The 21,925-nt window shown below is 52.2% G+C and carries 14 protein-coding genes; 8 read left to right on the top strand and 6 right to left on the bottom strand.

From position 1 onward, the window contains the following. Nucleotides 1-21 precede the first annotated feature (21 nt). On the top strand, nucleotides 22-4,254 hold the full coding sequence (gene fdhF / locus L2712_RS01475) for a formate dehydrogenase subunit alpha (protein WP_248976674.1): 4,233 nt from the start codon (nucleotides 22-24) through the stop codon (nucleotides 4,252-4,254). A gap of 68 nt (nucleotides 4,255-4,322) precedes the next feature. On the opposite strand, the gene L2712_RS01470 is transcribed toward fdhF, so the two are convergent. Both L2712_RS01470 and L2712_RS01465 read right to left on the bottom strand, forming a co-directional pair. Next, on the bottom strand, nucleotides 4,323-5,987 hold the full coding sequence (locus L2712_RS01470) for a methyl-accepting chemotaxis protein (protein WP_248976673.1): 1,665 nt from the start codon (nucleotides 5,985-5,987) through the stop codon (nucleotides 4,323-4,325). A 219-nt stretch (nucleotides 5,988-6,206) separates the two neighbouring features. Beyond that, nucleotides 6,207-11,327: a S8 family serine peptidase gene (locus L2712_RS01465; protein ID WP_248976672.1), complete on the bottom strand. Its 5,121-nt coding sequence runs from the start codon at nucleotides 11,325-11,327 to the stop codon at nucleotides 6,207-6,209. Nucleotides 11,328-11,952: 625 nt separating this feature from the next. On the opposite strand from L2712_RS01465, the gene L2712_RS01460 reads away from it, so the two are divergent. The 4 genes from L2712_RS01460 to L2712_RS01445 are packed head-to-tail and all read left to right on the top strand — an operon-like array spanning nucleotide 11,953 to nucleotide 15,083. Next, on the top strand, nucleotides 11,953-12,789 hold the full coding sequence (locus L2712_RS01460; protein ID WP_248976671.1) for a MipA/OmpV family protein: 837 nt from the start codon (nucleotides 11,953-11,955) through the stop codon (nucleotides 12,787-12,789). Then, a complete protein-coding gene (locus L2712_RS01455) occupies nucleotides 12,779-13,174 on the top strand; it encodes a DUF3019 domain-containing protein (RefSeq protein WP_157705010.1) in 396 nt (131 codons plus the stop codon). Before L2712_RS01460 ends, L2712_RS01455 begins: the two co-directional genes overlap by 11 nt. Then, nucleotides 13,171-13,872, top strand: coding sequence for a response regulator transcription factor (locus tag L2712_RS01450; RefSeq protein WP_248976670.1), 702 nt, complete (start codon nucleotides 13,171-13,173; stop codon nucleotides 13,870-13,872). Before L2712_RS01455 ends, L2712_RS01450 begins: the two co-directional genes overlap by 4 nt. Then, nucleotides 13,872-15,083 (top strand): ATP-binding protein, encoded by a 1,212-nt coding sequence (locus tag L2712_RS01445; RefSeq protein ID WP_248976669.1) that lies wholly within the window; start codon nucleotides 13,872-13,874, stop codon nucleotides 15,081-15,083. The genes L2712_RS01450 and L2712_RS01445 overlap by 1 nt, the downstream gene beginning before the upstream one ends. Here the strand turns inward: L2712_RS01445 and chrA are convergent. The 4 genes from chrA to ohrR all read right to left on the bottom strand — a co-directional run bounded on the left by chrA (nucleotide 15,076) and on the right by ohrR (nucleotide 19,207). Next, nucleotides 15,076-16,248: a chromate efflux transporter gene (gene chrA, locus L2712_RS01440; RefSeq protein ID WP_248976668.1), complete on the bottom strand. Its 1,173-nt coding sequence runs from the start codon at nucleotides 16,246-16,248 to the stop codon at nucleotides 15,076-15,078. The genes L2712_RS01445 and chrA overlap by 8 nt on opposite strands. Nucleotides 16,249-16,316: 68 nt before the next feature. Further along, nucleotides 16,317-17,453, bottom strand: coding sequence for a 23S rRNA (uracil(747)-C(5))-methyltransferase RlmC (gene rlmC / locus L2712_RS01435; protein ID WP_248976667.1), 1,137 nt, complete (start codon nucleotides 17,451-17,453; stop codon nucleotides 16,317-16,319). A 42-nt stretch (nucleotides 17,454-17,495) separates the two neighbouring features. Then, nucleotides 17,496-18,725: a glycerol-3-phosphate dehydrogenase/oxidase gene (locus tag L2712_RS01430; RefSeq protein ID WP_248976666.1), complete on the bottom strand. Its 1,230-nt coding sequence runs from the start codon at nucleotides 18,723-18,725 to the stop codon at nucleotides 17,496-17,498. A gap of 26 nt (nucleotides 18,726-18,751) precedes the next feature. Then, nucleotides 18,752-19,207: a transcriptional regulator OhrR gene (gene ohrR, locus L2712_RS01425; protein WP_269768262.1), complete on the bottom strand. Its 456-nt coding sequence runs from the start codon at nucleotides 19,205-19,207 to the stop codon at nucleotides 18,752-18,754. Nucleotides 19,208-19,529: 322 nt separating this feature from the next. On the opposite strand from ohrR, the gene L2712_RS01420 reads away from it, so the two are divergent. The 3 genes from L2712_RS01420 to L2712_RS01410 all read left to right on the top strand — a co-directional run bounded on the left by L2712_RS01420 (nucleotide 19,530) and on the right by L2712_RS01410 (nucleotide 21,908). Next, the gene (locus L2712_RS01420) at nucleotides 19,530-19,967 is read left to right on the top strand and encodes an OmpA family protein (RefSeq protein ID WP_033537892.1); all 438 of its coding nucleotides are present in this window, start codon (nucleotides 19,530-19,532) and stop codon (nucleotides 19,965-19,967) included. A 217-nt stretch (nucleotides 19,968-20,184) separates the two neighbouring features. After that, nucleotides 20,185-21,606: a cytochrome C biosynthesis protein gene (locus L2712_RS01415; protein ID WP_248976665.1), complete on the top strand. Its 1,422-nt coding sequence runs from the start codon at nucleotides 20,185-20,187 to the stop codon at nucleotides 21,604-21,606. A gap of 104 nt (nucleotides 21,607-21,710) precedes the next feature. Continuing rightward, nucleotides 21,711-21,908 carry a hypothetical protein gene (locus L2712_RS01410; RefSeq protein WP_011864602.1) on the top strand — a complete coding sequence of 66 codons (198 nt, stop codon included), beginning with the start codon at nucleotides 21,711-21,713 and terminating at the stop codon, nucleotides 21,906-21,908. Nucleotides 21,909-21,925: the final 17 nt, after the last annotated feature.

The raw sequence follows: 21,925 nt of genomic DNA, 5'->3' as shown, positions 1-21,925 counted from the left end.
TTCTAATAAAAGGTCCCTACAATGATAGAACTCACCTTCGACGGTCAAATCGTCAAAGCCAACCGGGGCGACGATCTGTTAACCTGCGCCAAGGCAGCGGGTATAGCGATCCCAAATTTATGTCATCTGGGTAAACAACTGGACGACAAGCTCGAAGGCAAACAGGATTGCAATCTCTGCTATGTAGAGCTGCGCGATGCCAACGGCCAGCTCAGCACAGTCAAGGCCTGCAAAACTGAGATCCAAGCGCCACTGGAAGTGATCACCCACTCCGCCGCACTCAGTAAACGCCGTCAGAGTGCGCTGAAACATCTACTGAGCGATCACTTCGCCGACTGCGAAGCCCCCTGCCAGCAGGCTTGTCCGGCCGGTGTGGATGTACAATCCTATCTACTGCATATCGCCCAAGGGAACCATAAAGAAGCGGTCAAGGTGATCAAACAGACCCTGCCCCTGCCGCTCTCTATCGGCCGTGTCTGCCCAGCCTTTTGTGAATCCGCCTGTCGACGCGGCGAACTGGATGAGCCCCTGGCTATACGTCAACTTAAACGCCACGCCGCCGATTTCGATCTCGACAGCGACGATACCTATGTGCCGCCCAAGGCCCCCGCTACCGGTAAAAAGGTCGCCATCATAGGCAGCGGTCCTGCCGGCATCAGCGCCGGTTACTACCTTTCGAATGCCGGGCACGAGGTTACCATCTATGAATCCATGCCCCAGGCGGGCGGCTGGCTAAGATATGGTATTCCCGAGTACCGTCTTCCTAAGGCAATTCTCGACAAAGAGATCGACCTACTGTGCCAAAACGGCCTCACGATACAGACCAATACCCGTCTTGGCCAAGATATCCACCTCAAGGCGTTAATCAGTCAATTCGACGCCGTCTGTCTCGCCATTGGCGCCCAAAAGGCAGTGCCCATGAACTATCCAGGCGTGGATCTTGAAGGCTGCTACCTGGGAGTGGATTACCTCAAAGATCACTGCATGGAAAACCGCTACCATACAGGCAAGAAAGTGGCTGTGATCGGCGGCGGTAACACGGCTATCGACTGTGCCCGCACCGCACTGCGTAAAGGCGCCGAGGTAACGCTTGTCTATCGCCGTACCCGAGACGAGATGCCGGCAGAAGACTATGAGATCGAAGAGGCGGAGCATGAGGGCGTGCGTTTCTACTTCCTCACCAACCCAGTGGAAAACCATGGCGATGCCGATGGCCGTGTCACAGCCGTCACCTTTGAAAAGATGTGCCTGGGCGAGCCAGACGCATCGGGCAGACGTTCACCTAAGGCCACTGGCGAAACCTTTACCGAAGATTTCGATACCGTTATCCCTGCCGTCTCCCAGACCCCGGACATGGAGTTTTTGATCCACCCTGAAAGCCAGCTCTCCACCGGTGAGGTGGCGCTGACCCGCTGGAACACCTTCTCCGGCTGTGAACACACTATGTCATCCGGGGTAGAGAAACTCTTTGTACTAGGCGACTCGCGCACAGGTCCAGCGACTGCGGTCGCAGCGGTGGCCGATGGTCGTAAGGCGGCTAATGCTATCGAGAAGCTACTCAGTGGTGAGCTAAGCTGCGAACTCACACAAGCCCCCTTTAATTCGCAGAAGCAGGACAAGCAAAAGCCAGATGAGCAACACTTCCCTGACAGATTGCTGCAAGCCAAGGCCAAGATGCCAGAGCTGGCGATCAATAAACGCCTCAGCAACTTCGATGAGATAGAGCTGGGCTTTAACGATGAAGAGGCGATGCTCGAAGCCGCCCGCTGTCTGGAGTGCGGCTGTCAGGCCAATACCGAATGTGCCCTGCGCGACTACGCCACTGAATACCGTGTCGACGGTGCCACGCTAGATAAGCAGGACCACCGCGCCTTTACTCAGGATACCAGCAGCCCCTTTATCAACTTCGATCCTAATCGTTGTATCAGTTGCGGCGCCTGCGTCGCCGTTTGTCACCAACAATCGGGACACAAGGCGATCAGTTTTGAGCCCGACAGCTACCTGGCTTTGCCCCAGGAAGTCGCCACAGAACCTAGCCGTCAGGCACCTCGCGCCGGTTTTCGCGCCACCATGGCTGACAGCCAGTGCGTACAATGTGGCAACTGTGTTCAGGTCTGCCCAACTGGCGCCTTGACCGATGCCAGAGACAAGCGCCAGGGCGTTAAGAGCGAACTGAAACAGACCTCAACCGTGTGCACCTATTGCGGCGTGGGCTGTCGTGTCATCATCCATAGCAATCCCGTGACAGGTGAGATCAAACGCGTCTCCGGCGACAGCCGATCCGAGGTCAACGAGGGGATGCTCTGCGTCAAGGGCCGCTTCGGTTTCGACTTTATTAATAGCCAGCAACGCCTGACCCAGCCACTGCTGCGCAAGCAAGGCGAGTTAGTCCCCGTTAGCTGGCCAGAAGCCCTAAGCTTTATCGGCGACAAGCTTAACCGCATCAAGGCAGAACATGGTGGCAACGCCATTGCGGGCTTGGCTTCGGCCAAGGCGACCAACGAAGATAACTATCTGTTCCAAAAGTTGTTTAGAAGTGTTATCGGCACCAACAACATAGATCACTGTGCGCGCCTGTGTCATGCCTCGACCGTGACCGCCCTGCAAGAGAGTCTGGGCAGCGGCGCGATGACCAATGATATTCCGTCGATAAAATTCTCGGATCTTATCTTTATCCTAGGTTCGGATACCGAGTCGGCGCACCCCATCATCGCCTCCAAGATCAAACAGGCGGTCAGCCAACATGGCGCCCGGTTAGTGGTCGCCGATCCTAAGCGGGTCAGCATTGCCGACAGCGCCGAACTCTACCTGCGTCACCGCCCCGGCAGCGACGTCATGCTGCTCAACGCCATCATGCAGGAGATCATCAAGCATGGCTGGCACGACAGCGACTACATCAGTCGCCGTGTCGAAGGCTTCGACGAGCTCTTTGCCGAGGTGATGAAGCCAGATTACAGCCTAGACAATGCGGCCAAGATCACTGGGGTCACCGCCGATGAGATAGCGCGTCTGGCCAAGATGATAGGTACAGCTGAGAAAACCGCTATCTACTACGCCATGGGGATCACCCAGCACACCTCGGGCCATGACAACGTCACCGCCATTGCCAACCTGCAACTTCTGTGTGGCAACATAGGCATTGAAGGCGCTGGAATTAACCCACTGCGCGGTCAGAGCAATGTTCAGGGCGCCTGTGACATGGGCGCACTGCCCAACTACTTCACCGGCTACCAGAAGGTGACCGATCCTGAGGTTCAGGCGAAATTCAAACGCGCCTGGCAGCAAGAGAATCTGCCGAATCAAATCGGCTTAGCCGCCACCGAGATGATGCACGCTCTGGCCCATGGCAAGCTTAAGGCGCTCTATGTCATGGGAGAAAACCCCGTACTGAGCGACCCGGATCAAGCCCATGTGATGCAAGGGCTGGAGTCGGCCGAGCTACTGATCGTGCAAGATATCTTTATGACTGAAACGGCGCAGTTGGCCGATGTGGTGTTACCTGCAGCCAGTTTCGCCGAGAAGCAAGGGCACTTCACCAACACAGAACGCAGGGTACAGCGACTGCAGGCGGCGATTAACAGCCCTGGTCAGGCTAGACCCGACTGGCAGATCATCACAGATATCGCCAAGCTGATGCAGGCCGATTGGCACTATGACAACGAGCAGGCGATCTGGCAGGAACTGACTCAGGTGACGCCTCAGTATCATGGCATCGACTGGCAGGATACCGATCCCAATAGCGAACGCGGTCTGCTGGGCAAGCAGTGGCCCTGCCCGGAAAAGGGGCATGACGGCACACCATTAATGCATCAGCAAAGCTTCACCCGCGGCAAAGGCAAGATGCAGCCGGTTAGTTATCGACTGCCAGCCGAACTGCCCTGTGAAGATTACCCCTTCACCCTGTCGACCGGACGTCTGCTGGAGCAGTTCCACACAGGCACGCTCACCCGCAAGACCGCAGGCCTCAACGAGCTGGGTTCACCTAGGGTGATGATGTCGGCCATAGACGCCGATCGCCTGCAGATAGCCAATGGCGATATGTTGACCCTGTCGACCCGTCGCGGCAGCATCAATATCGCGGCCTTTGTCACCCGTCGTGCCCAGCCTGGCGTCTTGTTCTTGCCGTTCCATTTTGCAGAGGCGGCGGCTAACAAGCTCACCAATAATGTGCTCGACCCAGTGGCCAAGATCCCCGAATTTAAGATCTGTGCTGTCAGAATCGACAAGGCCAGTGAGGCGATAACCTGGTCATAGGCTGGCTAGCGCTCAGGCCATAAAAAAGGCCGCAACATGAGTTGCGGCCTTCTTATTTATAACACTCGCTACACCTTAAATTGTCCTACTAGGCTGTCTAGAGTGCGTCCCTCATTAGCCAATGTCTGGCTGGTATCTGAGGCGCTGTTACTCGCCTGCAACAGCTCATTAACGATATCTTGGATGGCAAACACGTTGCGGTTGATCTCCTCGGTCACCGAGCTTTGCTCTGTGGCGGCTGTCGCAATCTGAGTACTCATATCATTGATTGAGGTCACCGCAGAGGTTACCGCTCCTAAACTATCTGAGATAGCCCGCGACGAGGTCACCGAACGATGGCAACTCTGCTGGCTCGACTCCATACTGCTGACGGCCAGCGATACCAGGTTATGCAATTCAGACAGCATCTCGTTAATCTCTAAGGTGCTGGCCTGAGTGCGACTGGCCAGGCTACGCACCTCGTCAGCCACCACGGCAAAACCTCGACCCTGTTCACCGGCGCGGGCTGCCTCGATGGCAGCATTCAGGGCGAGCAAGTTAGTCTGCTCGGCAATGCCACCGATCACGCTCAGCACACTGTTGATCTTCTGTGACTGCTCATTGAGCGAGTTGATGTGTCCGGCGGCCATATCGATTTCAGACATCAGGGTCGACACTTCATGTAGCGAGCTGTCGACACACTGCTGGGCGTTACCCACATCTTGAGTCGCCGCCTGAGTCGCCTCGGCCACCTGAGTTGTGCTCATGGCCACCTCTGAGGCGGTTGCCGACATCTCGGTAATGGCTGTCACCACTTGATCTGTCTCGTTGTTATGACTGATCAGCTGCTGCGCCATGGCTGACGTCTGCGACGAGATATTATCCGCGCCAATTTTCACCTCGACCGTGGCTCTGGCCACATCCTTGATGATCCCCTGTAGCTTATCGACAAACTGATTGAAGGCGCGGCCAAGCATGGCAATTTCATCCACCCCCTGCACGTCGAGACGCTTAGTTAAATCCCCTTCACCTTTGGCAATATCTTCAAGGTTTTGCACCATATTATGAATAGGGTTAACCATACGCTGAGCCGCCACCAACATCACCACGGCAGTGATCACCACCAGCACCAAGGCAAAGGCCAAGATCATCATCGCCTTCTCGCTCATATGTTGAGTCATCACCTCACGATAGCTTTCCACTTGAGCATCGATATCGTCGGTGTAGGCACCTGTACCCAAGATCCAGTTTTTACCCGGCACTGTAGCGGCATAGCCAATCTTAGGCACTAAGCCTGTGACGCCTGGCTTGGCATAGTCGTACATAAAAAATCCGTCACCGCTTCTAGCCGCATCGATTAAACCAACGACGATCTTTTTACCATTAGGGTCTGTCATGCCAATCTGCGCCGTACCTTCCAAAGCGGTATTAACGGCGTGAAAACGGTTATAACCGTCAAAATCATAAATAAAGAAATAGCCCGCACTACCAAAGCGTACATTGCGCAGCGCCTTGTTGACGTCGCCTGCCGCCCCAAGTGACACCTGGTGTGAGACTATGTCTAAGGCGATATCGACCTGATCTTTTAGCTGCGCCTTACGTTCGCTGTAAAGACTGGTTTTAAAGGTCTCCATATTCTCTTCGAGCGAGTTAGATTCCAAATTGTAGGTAATTGAAACTAAAAATATAAAACTTAATATCAGAGGCAGGAGAGCAAATACCAACAGCTTATTCTTCATTCTTAATTGCCACATACTTATCTCCAAACAGGATTTATTTCATACGTATGTAAAATATAGTCAAAAAGTACTCATGTCAGTGGCTAATACGAAATAAATTGTAATAGATCAATATTATCTACCTGATGTAACTCCCCCCACTAACAAAAAAGCCAGTATTCCATCCCTAGAATACTGGCGATCACTTAAGTTAATGATTTAGGTCGAAGTGACCCTAATGACTAGTTGTGGAGATTAACGTGCAACCTTGCGACGCAGACCAGCAAATACCAGCAGCATCAGGGCACCAAAGCCTAGTGCACCGCCGTCGTCACTCTCTTCAACTTCTGGCAGAACTTCTGGCTCAGGCTGTGGCTCAACACCGTCAGAGACAACCGTCAGCATAAAGCTGGTCGATGCTGCATCCGCAGGATTTTCCACATCACTCACTGTGACAGTGACTTCTACCTCACCATAGAAGTTTTCTTCTGGTGTGATAGTGATTTCGCTGCCAGAGGTGTGGCCGTCGACGACCGCAGTGATATGCTCACCGGTCACGGTGATCTGGTTAACACTGTTTTGCTCATCGGCGTACATCACGGTAATACCTTCCAGGCTAGTGTTCTCAGCAACACTCTGGTCGGCGATTGAGCCCAGGCTAATGTTAGACGCAACACTTACCGTATGACTCATATTGATATCGGCCATGCCTTCTACCTGACTCACGGCGTTAACCGTAAGATCCTGACCGGCGGCATTGTCCTTCACGCGAGTCCAAGCGGTGACCTGGAACTGTGATGACTCAGGACCCACATAGTCGTAACAGATCACCAGGCCGTCAGACAGCTTCTTATCCAACTCACCATAGCTGAACTGCTCGCCAAGATATTTTTCCAAAGGACCATACTGATACAGCGCACCTCGGAAACCTTGAAGACCGACAGAACCGCGACCGTCTTGTGAACCAAAGTCCAGATTGTCATAGGCCATCATCATCTCGTACTCACCATCACCATGACGAGTATTGACGTTGAAGATCAGCTCGAAGTCGAATCTGTCATCCAGCTCTTGCCACTGATAAACGCGGTTCGCATCACGGCCCGCTGGCAGGTATGTACGTGCATTATCGTATTCCAGGATACCCCAACCGGTTTGCGTGCTGGCAATCGAAATACCTGAACGCTCACTCCAGTTATTCACCAGTGGCGCCGACAAGATAGCTTTTGGTGCATTGACGTCCAGCACCTCGAAACCACGCCACATCATACCGATCGTCTCATACGGGAAGCTGTTATACGGGAAGATATCATGATATGGGAAGAAGAAAGGCTGACCTTCCCATAGCGATACTATGCCGTGAGCATGAATATCCAGTGCATTTTGCTTACCTACGTTGAGGTTTTCACTGTTGTTATACAGATGGAAGTTGTCATAACGACCACTGAAGATCACATCGATAGGTAGCTCAATCCCTTTACGGTAAAGGATGTTGTTGTCCTTACCATTGATGGCACGGCCATTGGCATCGTATTCAACTGGTGCGAAACCGCTGAACATTGGGTAGATACGGAACTCTTCGAGATCCACATAGCCACCCGGATTCTTGTTACCAAAGTCTGGCGTGCGGCACATGGCATCTTCTAAGTTAGTGGTTATATTGTAGCTAGCTTCAACATCCGCCGTATTAGGCTGAATACCGCTAATGGTCAGCTTGCCATCTTCTACCGTGATATCTGTCACTATCTCTTTAGATGAGGTCAATACATCTTCCACATTCAGGCTCAGGCCTCCTGGGATATCGGCGCTAATGGTAAAGGCACGATCCGCACCGCTATCGTTAGGCTGAACCTCGAAGGTGAATGGCACCTGCTCACCCAGATGGGCACCGGTTTGCGGCACATCCAGATGTACATCATCGATACCACGCTCAAGCTTAAAGGCCACCTTGCCTATGTTGCCAGCGTTGATCTCTGAACTGCCAAAGTCGATCAGTGAATAGTAAACATCGCCTTCAACCATCTCAGGTATGTTCCAGTTCACCTGGATATCCACTGGATCCTGACCATTGCTGGCAGGTACTTCCAGGCTCATGTTAGCAGCTACATCGTCAGTCACTACGGTTGTCGCAAATTCGAAGGTCTCTTCCATCGCGTCATAGTAGTTGTTCTGCGCCGCTCCCTTTCTTGGGTTGTAGAACAGTGCCCAATATTGGCCTTCTTCTGGCTGGTTGATGTTACAGAAGTTGTTGTACTGAATGTGGTTAGAGACACACAGTAACTCTTCAAACGGATCCGCCTTACCGTTACCGTTATAGTCCTTACCCACATAAACCAGCAGATTACCTTTATCTAAGGAGCCTTCCAGTTCACTCTCTGTGGTACCAAAGGTTTCGACCATCAAACGACGAGCATTTGCCGGTACCTGAATCATCTCAACATGGGTCGCTTCATCTACGCGATCTTCCATAGGTACAGTCAAATCTGCATTGCTGCTCCAAGGGAACTGACCGTCGTCATCTTTTGGCAGAGTAATGCTCTTCACATCAGCCTTCACCGGCGTAAAGATACGACCGTAGATGTTGTCACCTTCCGGTAGATTGATGCCCTTAACGATAGCATTGCCGTCGTTACGATGGGCAGTCGCTGCCAGACGTCCCGGCATGCCGTTCTTGTCATATTTAAAGACGACAGGCCAATGAGCTTCTGATGCATTGCCCGTTGTTTCGGTGAAGATCAGATTAGAGTGCAGCTCCACTTCCGCGTTGCTGAACCAATCTTGGGTATCCATGATCGACGCTTCGACCACGATATCCAAGGTTTCGCCCGCTTCCAGGGTAAACTCGCTCGGCGTTACCTTAATAGACACACCGTTTTGTGAGAGCTGTGAACGAGAATCAAACGCCCAGTTAATCACGTCATCATGGGTCACACTCCAGCTACCCGCTGTGGTGGCCTTGATAGTGCGGATCCATTGACACTGTGGCTTACACTCGAAGTTCACTAGCTGAGGGATATTCAACTTGTGCACCGCGCCACCGTTTTGCGGATCGGCAGCCTTAAAGTTATCCACTGTCTCATCCATGATGAAGCCAGCCTTGGCAGCATTGGCCACATTGATACGGCCTGTACCAGCACGGTAGGTCGACGCCAGAACCACATCGCCATTCTCATCATTGAGTCTACGGTACTGCACCTTGTTCTCGGCGGTCATTGCCAGGGCAGATTGAATCTCGGTAGCGCTCCAGCTTGGCTTAGCCTGCTTAAGCAGTGCCATGGCACCGGCAACATGCGGCGAGGCCATAGATGTACCGCTCAGGAAGGCAAAGTCACCCGAGGCGCCGCCGCTTACAAACGGATGCTCATCGGCAAAGGCCGCATAGATGTTAACGCCAGGAGCGGCAACGGCCGGGATCAGGGCTTCTGGTGTCGACGGGCTAGGGCCACGAGACGAGAAGGCTGCCAACCAATCGGCGCGCTCAGGATCCAGGTCGCGATCGATTAAAGTTTCAGAGATGGTTAGCACATGGTCGCTACCTTTAGCTAACCAATCGCTCAGGCCGTAACCCGACATGCCGTTGTCCCAGCGACCATCCCACTCTTGTTTGGTGATATGGATGCTAGGCACTGAATAAGCCGCCGTCGCCACGATAGTGTCGGCATTGGCATAGTTGTACATAATCATGCCATCGGCGCCGCCTGCCTTAATGTTGTCGGCCTTGGCGTTACGGGCAATACCATTAGGATCGTTGAGATTATTACGCTTACATACCACGATCACATCGCTCGGGTTACCACCCGCATCGGTCAAATCGAAGGTCCCTGCAGGGAATGGCTCGCCACAATATTCATCGCCATAGTCGCTGGCCTTCACCACTAAACCCGTTACCGAGCTGGTGTTCACCGCACCGCCGACGATCTCGCTCCAGCGCGGCATTTCACTGCCACCCATAGGATCGACTAGCTTGGTCTCAACCAAGATCTCACGCGAGTGAGTGCTCGCCGCCACGTTCATCAACCAAGGTGAGGCATGATCGATGGCGCCGAAATATTCTTGATATCCCTGAGGCTGGCCAGAGTTACCTGCCGCAGCCGCCACAGAGATCCCGGCTTCGCGAGCAGACAGGAACGCCAGTTCCACGTCGTCGCTCCAAGGATGAGAGTCCTGGCCACCGATAGAGAAGTTAATCACATCCACACCATCGCTGATGGCATCTTCGATACCAGCGATCAGGGCTTCACCCGGACAGCCGCGATTGATTTCATTTGATGGATGACAGACCTGATAAGAGATGATGTTGGCGTGAGGTGCCACACCGCTCATGCGCGGGAAGAGTGCTTCTTTAACCACGCTGCCATCGTTGACGGCGCCCGGTGCAGGATTAACAAAGTCCACATCTAACAGCACGTTACCCGCGGCGGTAGAGGCCACGTGAGATCCGTGTCCCTGATAATCTTCACCCACTGCAGGGCGAGTGTCGCCATATTCACCGCTGGTAAAAAAGTCGGTGATCACAGGATAGGAGCGTACACCAATGAGTTTGTCGTTACACAGGCCTTCGAAGCCCTCTTTCAAACAGTCACCCACATATTGGCCAGCGCCCCAAGGGTTGGTATGGTCATAACCATCATCGCCGACATCGGCAAAAGATCTATGGTCTGTGTTTACCCCGGTATCGATAATACCGACGATCACATTCTCCCCTTTGTAGGGCACAGAATCCGTCACACTGCCTGTCCAGATCTTATCGGCACCGATCAGCTCTGGGCCAACGTCAGAGAAGAGCTCATAGGTCTTAGAACGACGAACAGAGGCCACATTGGCCTGTTGCGATACGCGTTGAGCCTCTTCTTGAGTCATGGCCATAGAGAAACCATTGACCGCATTAGTAAACTGCTGGCGCACAGGGCGATCGCCAAGGGTAGCCGACAACTCGGCAATCACGGCTTGCTGCTTGCTCAGTAGCTGATCGCGATACTGTTTAATCTCGCGATTTACCGGCTGACCAGCGACAAACAACTTGGCCTCACCGGGTTTAGTCTTAACAGTGTTTCGCTCACTGCCACCTTGAGCCAACAGGTTAGCGCCCGCCTGTGCCAGGGGCTTCTGATGGAGTCTGACGATATAAACGTGCTCTCCTGTCAAACCCTCTTCGACAACGAACTTATCGCTCTGACGAGCGATCTGCACGTTAAGGCCGTCGTTTTGCAACAGGTTAACCTGCTGCGCACTAGCAGCGTTGAGCTGCTTCGCCTGCTCTGCGGTAATTTTCAATGGCTCGAGTCTTTCGACCTTACCTGGCGACACTGCTGCCGCTTGCACCATGCCGGCGCTATAGAGCGCTGCCGCCACAGCTGTTACTAATGTTTTCACTCTCATGAAACTGTCCACCTTATTTTAGTTATGCCCTGATGAGATTTTTTATTTGCATATATATTCACCAGCGAAATGACATATAATCATGTTGCCGAAACAAAGGGAGACTGCTTTGGTGTAGCATTTTGTAGTTTTGTTAAAAAACAAACATATAGTTAACACTGGGTGAATTTAGTTAAGAAAGGGGACGTGCACCTAAGTTTAAGCGCTTTGTAAAATTAATATAAATTGATTTAAAACAGCTAAATAAGCTAAAACCCAACTAGACTAGCCTCATGGCTCAAATACAACAAAACGGCTACATATTGAGGTGAAAGCCATGGAAAAATTGCTAAGCACAGTCTGTCAATAGCGAAACTTCAGGACTAATGGCGACGATGGCTCAGTACCTTGTATAAACTGACAAGGCATGATTATTCAGATCTATTCATGGCGGTAAAAGCTCAGCAAAGTCCCCTATGGTACTAGGTTCAGCCAGGCCAACGGGGACACAAAAACCGCCCATGCCCTACTCGAAATAGCATGGCAATGCATGTAGCATTTTGTACACTTGTTAATATTTTTACAGACTTTTAACCTAGGATCGTTTTAGATTCTACTCTTCTGTTTTAGGATGTGGGTGAAGACCATGAAGTACCTTTTGTCGGGTCTTATTTTCTTATCAGGGTTTATCCTGTTCGAAGCCAGGGCCGATGACCAGATAGATGATATTACCACGGGCGAATTTCACTTCACCCTCGCCGCAGGCTATGGCGGAATCGAGAACCCCAGAGCGAAATCCGACGATATCATCACTTATGCACTACCTAGCTGGTCCTATTATGATGAACGCTTCTATATCGAAAACTTCACCTTAGGCTATAGCCTTTATGAGTCAGAGCGATTCTTGGTGGATCTGCAAACACGTCTCAACGAAGACGGCTTCTTCTTCGAACTGGATGGCTGGAACAAGGTCTTTCTCAGCGACATACTCGGTTTCAAACCCAATAAACAGCCGCTGTTTGGTCCAGAGATCCCTGAGGTAGAAATTGAGCGCAACATCTCCTATCTTGGCGGCCTGAGCACTAGCTGGCTCACCCCCTACGCCGACATTACCCTAGGTTATTTTCACGATGTCAGTGGTGTGCACCAAGGCAGCGAAGTGCATTTTAAGGTAAAAAAGAACGCGGCATTTTCGTGGGGCGCACTGGGATTTGAGGTCGGTGCGATCCGTAAAAGCAGCAAGCTGATCAGCTATTACTATCACTTTACCCAATCTGAACTGGGCCGAAGCCGTGTTCCTCAACCTCAATCGGCCGCGATTAATTACCATACCAGTGGCGTGCTCAATCTGCCTCTCTGGCAAGATGTCAACTTCGTCGCGATAATCACCTTCACTTGGTTAGGAGATGAGATCACCAAAAACCTTATGGTAGAAAAGGATGGATACCTATCGGGTTTCGTTGGAGTCAGCTATGCCTTCTAACGCCGTCAGCCTGATGAAATACCTGCTGCTACTGTCCTTGGTCGCCAGCTTTTACTCCTATGGCAACACCACACAGGTCAATGTCAAACCTAAGACTTGTGCCGTCATTGAGGCTGGTAGCCCCTGTCATATGACGCTTAAGATCAGCTATCGACTCGATGCCCTTGAACAAACCTGTATCTGGATAGCTCTGCGCAACGCGCCCGAACAGTGCTTCGACAGCTTGGATGTGGATCACCTGCTCGAGCTGACCCTCACCCAGGATACCCAGGTATTGATTAAGACTCTTAACGACAAAATACTCGACGAAGTGACTATCAAACTCGCCACTTATCAACCCGTTAACACCCGTAAACGGCGAGGACTTAACTGGAACTTGTTATGACCAAACCTAAGATACTGCTGATCGAAGATGATCTGGATTTGGCCGAACTCACCCTGCTCTACCTGACACAGCAAGGCTTCGACCTGACCCATAGCGAATCGGCCCAAGCGGTCACCAAGTTGCCTGCCGATCAGAGGTTCGATCTCATCATCTGCGATATCATGCTGCCAGATTCCGACGGCTTTAGTCTGTTTGCCGAGCTGCAACAGCGCTATCAATGCGTGATCATCTTTATGACCGCCCTCGATGGTCAGCACGACCAGATAAAAGGCCTGGAACTCGGCGCCAGCGACTATATTGTCAAGCCGGTCAATCCAGAGCTCTTGGTGGCACGCATTAAGGCTAACCTGAGAAAAATGCCTTGTGAGGCAAAGTCTGAAGCCATCACACTGCATGACTTCACCATAGATCACACCCACCAGCAGCTGTCGATTGCCGGTAAGGCGCAGAAGGTAACCACTCAAGAATTTGATCTCTTGTGGATCTTCGCCCAACATCCGGGCAAGGTGCTCAGCCGCGAATTTCTGTTTGAACAATATGTGGGGCGGCCCTACGACGGCCTGGATAGAGCAATAGATCTTAAAATCAGTCGTCTGAGAAAGAAGATAGACAGCTACCAGATTGCCGGGCTCACCATCAAGACAGTCCATGGCCAAGGTTATCTGTTTAACTATCTGCCGCAGACGTCGGTTCGCTAATGAAATATCAATTCTACCGTCTCTATGCGCTACTGATATTAAGCAGTGCGCTGATCATCTGGTCCTTCAGCGAAATCCACAGCGCCATGCAGCAGGTAGAGTCTTACCAGATAGATGTCGACAGTGTGTTTCGTGGTTTGAGCGACAAAGATGCGAGTGTCCTGATCCGCCGCCTGCCAGCCGATGAGCTGGCCTTGCCAAGCGATCTTAGCGACAAGCTTGGCCAGGGTGAAACCATCGCCCTTACTCTTAGTGGCGGCGAAACCTACTACTACCGCCAAGCAACTGATAAAAATGAGATTATCGCCTTTGGCCCCGTAGTGAAGCCACTTAACCACCCCATGCCCACCGAGCTGATTATTTTTGCCCTCTATGCAAGCCTAGGCTCTCTCGCCCTACTGCTGATCTGGCCGCTGTTTCGGGATCTCTCTCGCCTGCAGCAATCGGCTGTCGACTTCGGTGCTAACCCGAGAAAGATGGAGCAGATCATCAGCAAACGCTCGGCCATTTATCCACTGGCCAAGGTATTTAACGAGGTCACGGTACAGATTGTCGACTTTTTGCAGATGCATAAGGAGCTGTCGCGCACCATCTCCCACGAGGTCAGGACCCCGCTGGCACGTATGCGCTTTGCCCTGCAACTGAGTAAGGCGCAACTGGATGACAAGTATTGGCAGCGACTTAACGCCGATATCGATGAGATAGAGCAGCTGGCCAGCAACTATCTCTCCTTTGCCAAGTTAGAACATAGAGAAAACCAGCTGAAGAAGAGTTGGGTGACGCCGAAACAGTTTCTCAAGCAGCTGGAGGAGAAATTTGCTATCTACCAGCACAAGATAGCGATCGATTTCGATGGTGATGACAACCAGGTGTGCCTCGACCCCAACTCCATGACCATTGCCACCCAAAACCTGATCATGAATGCCCTTCGCTTCGCCCAAAGCCGCATCGAGGTGAGTTTTTACTGTGACCAGGGCAACTGCCAGATCCGCGTCGAAGATGATGGCCCGGGCTTCGAAGGCAAAGGCAAGCAGCTACTGGCTGCCTTTGCCCGGGATAAGGAACAATCAGACGGCTCGGGTTATGGCCTGGGGCTATACATTGCCCGCAAGATAGCCATCTGGCATCAGGGACGACTAGAGGTCGCCCAAGCCAGCCATTTGGGCGGCGCCTGCCTTACCATTCAATGGCGTAATCAAGCGGTTAATTAACACCGCTCGCCACGCCAAGCACTACCCCCAGCAGGCCATAGCCTAATAAGAGCCACAAGATGCTGGGGCGATAACGCCGCAACAGATAGCCTCCCACTAACACCCACAGAAGATCCAGTGCAGAAGCTATGGCAGAAGTGATCACCGGCGAGATCAGCGCCGCCAGCAGCAAGCCCACCACGGCGGCATTCAGCCCCATAATGGCGCCGCGAAATTTTGGCCTGGCCATCAAGGCCTGCCAACTGCTAAGCACTGACAGCTGCAGTAAAAAACCGGGCAAAAAGATCGCCATGGTTGCCACTATGGCGCCTAACAGCGGCGCGTCTGACCAAGACTCGGCCCCGAGAAATGCGGCCAGGGTGAACATGGGCCCGGGTACCGCCTGAGCCAGCGCATAGCCAGTAAGAAAACGTTCACTGCTTAGCTGCTGACCAACACTGCTTTCAAGTAGCGGCAGCACTACATGGCCGCCACCAAATACCAAGGCGCCCGCCTGATAAAACTGCGCAAACACTTGGGTTAGCCCACCGCCCGATCCTATCCACCACAAGGCGACGCCAAAAAGCAGCAAAAACAGCGCAAGTGGTATAGGTTTCAGCCTCAGGGACTGCAGGGGTTCATCGGGCATACTTTCCAGGGCAGTAGGGGACAAATAATAGCCGCCAATACCGGCAGCCATCAGCAAAATCGCCAGCTGACTTTCCAGGCCGCCCAGCAGCAGCGTCACTAAGGCGGCGCACAACATCAGCAATCGAGTCAGCCCTTGGCGACAAAACTGGCTAAACATTCCCAACACGGCGTCGGCGACCACCACCACAGCGAGCAGCTTAAAGCCGTGGGTCAGTCCCTGAAACCAGCTGGTATCCAGCCAGCCAAGGCTCGCCACCGCCAATAGGTAAAGGAGTATAAATGAGGGTAAGGTAAAGCCAGCAAAGGCCGCGATGGCACCGGTAATGCCAGCCCTGTGATGGCCAATGGCAAATCCCACCTGGCTTGATCCAGGCCCTGGGATCACCTGACTCAAGGCCACAATAGCCCCAAAGCGCTCTGCATCGAGCCACTTAAGCTCATCGACAAAACGTCGCTTAAAATAACCGATATGGGCCGCAGGCCCGCCAAAACAGACCAGACCTAACAGCAGAAACTGTTTGAAAACCGCTCCCAAGCTAACCTCCTCATCTTAGGTTGATGAGACTAGATTATGACAGCAAGATGACGCGCCGATGACAAGCGTTAGGCTTGACGCTGCAACATCACCAGCACTTCAAAGTGATCCGTATGGGGGAACATGTCAAACAGCTGCACCTTAGTCACTCGATACCCTGTAATGGCGCGCAGATCTTTGGCCAGTGTCTTGGGGTTACAGCTTGAATAGAGAATCGCCTGGGGCGCAAATTCACTGAGCGAATGGCACAGCGCCTCGCCAATTCCCCGTCTGGGTGGGTTGACGATAATAAGATCCGGTTTCTCTTCACCGCGACTGTCGCTGGCGAAGGTGGTGGAATCGAGCGCGGTGAAGCGCACATTGGTCAAGCCCAGCGTCTCGGCGGACATCTTGGCGCAGGCAATGGCTTCAGCCTCTATCTCAATACCGGTAAGGGCGACGTCCTTAGAGGCGCAGTGCAAACCAAAGCCCCCCACTCCACAGAAGAGATCCCAAATCGATTTTGGCGCCAACTCCCGCGTCCATTCACGGGCACTTTGGTAGAGCTTGGCCGCCACCTCGGGATGGGTCTGAAAGAAACTTTTTGGGCGAATATAGAGGGGCACCTGATTAAACACTTCCTCGAGACGTGTGGCTTGGGTCAGAAAGATCTCCTCCTCCCCTTCCAAGATAGCCATGTGCACGGGCTGCAAATTAACCGACACCACCTTGATCTCAGGATGCTCCGCCAAAAGTGCTGGCAGTTCGCGCTCGATACGGGGAATCGCCTGCTCGGAGCGCATTACGAAGCGCAGCATATATTCTCCGCGCACCTGGCTGCGGGTCAGCAGAATAAACTTCAGCTCGCCCTTGGCCTTATCTACGCGATAGGGCGGGATCCCCGCCTGGCGTACAAAGCATTCCAGCCGATGCAGCAGTTGCTGCATATCTTGAGGATACAGGCTACAGTCACACAGGCTTACCGCCTCACCGCTAGGGCTCACCAGCCCCAATAGGGGTTGATGGGCGGCGCCTAAAACCACCATCTTGGCCTTATTACGAAAGCCTGACTCAGGCCCCACCACAGGAGGCAGCCACTGCTCTACCGGCAGATCTTTTAGCAGTGCCTCGAGCGTCGCCGATTTCGCGGCCACCTGTTCGTTCAGGGGCGTCTTGAGATGACGGCAGGAAAGGCATTGATTGGCATCGAAATAGGCACACTTCACAGATATTTTGCTCGCAGCTAGGCTTAAAAAAGGCGCCTTACTTTAGCCTTTTTGAGGAGAAAAATCACCATTGTCAGGTGTACTCTGGGTCGCTTGCACAGGTGTCAGCCTTAAACTGTCGACATCGGCCCGCACCGGCTTAACCCCGCGGCGCGTTTTCACCCAGGCTACGGCCTCCTTGGCCGTATGCCTGAAGGTGGTGAGCTTGCCGCCATAGACAGTCAACAAATTCGGGTGTGTCTCGCTAGACACCATCATGGTGTCTCTGGGCAGATCGAACGCCTCTCCCGACTGCTTTGGCAACACCCTCACGCCGCAATAACGGCCTATGATCCGATCGCCAAGAGGCCCTTGGCTTTCAGACAGCGGAAAATAGTGACGATAGACCCCCAGCAGGTAAGCCTCTTCTGCATGGGTCACACCCGCTGCGTCGACGGCATCGATAGGGGTTTCGGTAGTCCCTAGCATGGTCTTTCCCTGCCAAGGCATAACGAACACCACGCGCTTATCGTAGATAGACTCCAGGTAGAAGATGCCACTCGGCGCGGGAATATCCAGCACCAGATGACTGCCTTGCACCAGCTCAACCGGTGAAGCCTCGATTTTAGGGACCACCTGCCCCAGGGTCTGATTGACCCAGGGCCCTGTGGCATTGATAACACAGCGACTGCTAAGCCAATGCGTTTCACCGCCCGCTTCATAGCTCACGATACAAGAATCTGGCCTGTGCTCTATCTGCTTAAGCTCTACTTGGGTCAGCAGCTGAGCGCCAAGTGACCGAGCGCTTTCGGCCACCGCCAGAGTCAGGCTGGCATCATCTGTCTGGGCATCCCAATAGCGAAACACGGCCCTTAGCCCTTTCAGTTTGAGTCCGGCGAGCTGACCCCACTGGTTAGCGGGTATCGACTTGAACTGCCCCAAGGGGTCAAACTCACTGAGCAGGGCGTAGAGGCTGAGCCCGGCGCGAATGGCCAAGGGACCGCGCCGACTGTCACTATAGATAGGAATATAGAAGGGTACTGGCTTTACCAGCTCGGGGGCTAAGGTCAGTAGCGCCTTGCGCTCGGCAAGCGATTCGCGCACCAAACTCACCTGACCCGACTCAAGATAGCGCAGGCCACCATGGATCAGTTTACTGGAGTTCGACGAGGTCTTCTCACCCAGCCCATCTTTTTCAAGCAGCACCACAGAGTAACCAGCAGCCTGGGCACATTGGGCGATCCCAATCCCGGTAATACCGCCGCCAATCACGACTAAATCCACTGCTTGCATAGCGCTTCCTTTGGTTTAATTAACCTTTAACCTTGGCTCGCCCGTTGCAGATACTCATAGGCCTTATCACATAAGCGCTTAAGCTCGGCAAACTCCTCGGGTTCCCCCCCCAGCTTGCAACGCATCTGCAGTGGAACCGACTTAGCCTCTTGTTGCAACGCCCTGCCCTCATCAGTTAGTTGTAGCACTCGCACTCGCTCATCGGTATCACTGCGGCCACGGGTGACTAACCCTTTAGTTTCCAGCCGTTTGAGCAAGGGTGTCAGGGTGCCAGAATCCAGGTGTAACTGCTCACCTAAGGTCTTAACGCTGATCCCTGGGTGTTCCCATAACACCAACATCGCCAAGTATTGCGAATAGGTCAAATCCAACGCTTCCAACAGAGGACGATAGGCACGTACCATGGCATTGGCGGCGCTGTATAGTGAGAAACAAACCTGGTTTTCGAGTGCCAACGGGTTAGGCTGAGTATCTTGGCTCATGGGTAAGGCTACCATTATTAAATTGCACACAACTTTTGCCAAGTTTACGCCATGAACCGACTAAAGTGAAAATTTATCAATAAATTTTTTTGATGCGTAAACAGTCAATAATCCGTCAATTTTACATAGACTTAAGCAAATAACTTAGCAAAACCATCTAGATGCAAACCGACTAAATACTGGCGCTAGGTTAAATACTCAAACTCATCGACATAAAGCCTAAAACCCACCTGTGAATACGGTTGCTTTTCCAGCGACAATCCCCTAAATTCCCAGCATTATTTAGCTCTATACACTAAAAAACACATTGGAGGTGTTCACTATGAAGCGACAACTGCTAGTGATCTTGTCAATTCTCTTTGCGGCACAGGTCCATGCTCGCTGCCCACAAAACATCAGTTTGGGCGATATCCCTTTTGACAAAAACAGCTCATATTTCGACAGCCAATATGCCAAACAACTACAACAGCTGATCGAAAAGACCCAGGCTGATACGGGCTATCTGCTACTGGAATTCCCGCTCTACAAGGGCGAAACAGACAAAAAGATCAGGGAATATAATCTCTGGCTCGCCAATCGCCGTATTGAGCGAGTAAAAAACTTCCTGACGAAGTCAGACTACCACCAGCCTGTGGTCACCAAACTACTAACCGCAAGCCAGGAAGATACCCGAACACTGAGTATGCATTGGTGTCAGCAAGAAAGTGGTGAGACAGCCATTGCCAGCGCTGTCGCCCCCAGTCGCAATCTGCTTAAGTAAACCCATCAGCGATTTTAAAACTCGTCGCCTGTGCACTTAACTGCCGGGCGGCGCTGGCCGCACACATAAAAATCCGCGCAAGTTAACATTTCCAGTATATTTCAAGATTTATGTTGCAAATCTGAAACATAAACTTAGCCTCGCCGTTGGCGCGCAGTACACTATCCCTAGAACGCCTTTGTCATAGTCTTTTGGCAAACCAGCCCCGGGAGGGATTATGTTTAGAGCCCTGATGTTTTGTTTTCTGCTACTCTCCAGTGCATTACCCAGTTTCACACAGGCAGCAGATAATTCAGTATCTGAAAATGCCACTTGGCATTATGTCGACGCCGACGGTCAGCTTAAGATTAAACTCTATTTTTTCTGGTCTAAGACCTGTCCGCACTGCGCCGAGGCTCATCCCTTTATCGACAGCCTTCCAGAGAAGTATCCCTGGATAGAGCTTGAATCACACATGGTTTCTCAAGCGGGCACCCAGAAAAAATGGCAGAGCATAGCCGAAAAAACCAAAGTGGCAGCGCGTTCAGTCCCCTATATCGCCGCCTGTGAGCAAGCCACTGTGGGCTATAGCAGTGAGGCAGTAACCGGACAATTTATCTTGTCACAGCTCAAGGCCTGCTACCGAGCCTTAGGCGGTGTTGTGCAAGCAGATGATACCCAACCCCATGCTGGTGAGTCCTCAGGCCAAGGAGAACCCTTATTTGCTACCTGTAGTGCCAGCAGCGACCCCGGCACCTGTGACATAGGTTTAGGTGAAAATCCCGAGGCCGCACCAGTTACTAAGGTACAGCCCATTGAGCTGCCGCTGATCGGCGTCTTCGCACCAGAGCAGCTTTCCTTACCTGTGCTCACCGTAGTACTGGCTGGCGTTGACGCCTTTAACCCATGCGCCTTCTTCGTGCTGCTGTTTTTACTCTCTATTATGGTTAACGCCAAGAGTCGCACCCGCATGTTGATAGTTGGGGGGATCTTTGTGTTCTTCTCAGGTTTTATCTACTTCCTGTTTATGATTGCCTGGCTCAACATCTTTGAATTATTGGGCGCTGGCAGCGATGGTGGCCTGATCATTCTCGGGGCAGGTATTCTGGCACTGATTGCCGGCACCATTAACATCAAGGATTACTTCTTTACCAAAGGGGAAGTGAGCCTGTCCATGTCGGCAGAAAACCGTACTGGCCTCATTAAGCGCATGGGTAAACTCACCAGTGCCAGCAGTATGGCGGCCATGATTGCAGGGACTGTTGTACTGGCGATATTGGCTAATGCTTATGAGCTACTGTGTACCGCAGGCTTTCCGATGATCTACACCAGCGTACTGTCAATGCACGAGCTCCCAGCATATGAGCGTTACCTCTATCTTGCCTTCTACAATGTGGTTTATGTTATCCCGTTAGCAGCCATAGTGATCGCCTTTAGCGCCACCTTAGGTAAACGCAAACTCTCTGAGAAAGAGGGACAAACCCTGAAACTCATGTCAGGGATCATGATGATCGGTCTTGGGGGCATGTTGGCACTCGACCCGACGGCACTGCAAAATGCTGTACTCGCGGTTGGCTTGATTCTAGCATCTATCGTACTAACCTTTATTATCAGCATCACTCGCAAACAGATAGACAAGCGCAAAACGGTGAAGCAATAGCGCAGATAATGGCTCAAGTTTTCCAAAATGACGCCGATAGCACTATAGTTAACCTATGTAAAATTGGTTAACTATAGACTTTCACCCAGTTTAAGGCGGTAAGCATGGCAATAACAGTTGGTACCAGTAATCTACAACCTAACCTAAGCAATGGAAGCGTTGGGGTAAAAGTTGCACAACTCGCTAAAGAGCAGCAACAAGCAGAGGGAGAGATTGCGCTACAACTGATTGAAGCAGTTGACTCGGCGCCGAGTGCTGGGCCTGTAGGAAACAGTGGTCACAATATTAATACCACAGCTTAATCAGCATAAAATTTAAA

Source organism: Shewanella marisflavi (genome assembly GCF_023283925.1).
Lineage (GTDB): Bacteria > Pseudomonadota > Gammaproteobacteria > Enterobacterales > Shewanellaceae > Shewanella > Shewanella marisflavi.
This window is presented reverse-complemented; position numbering and strand designations above follow the sequence as displayed.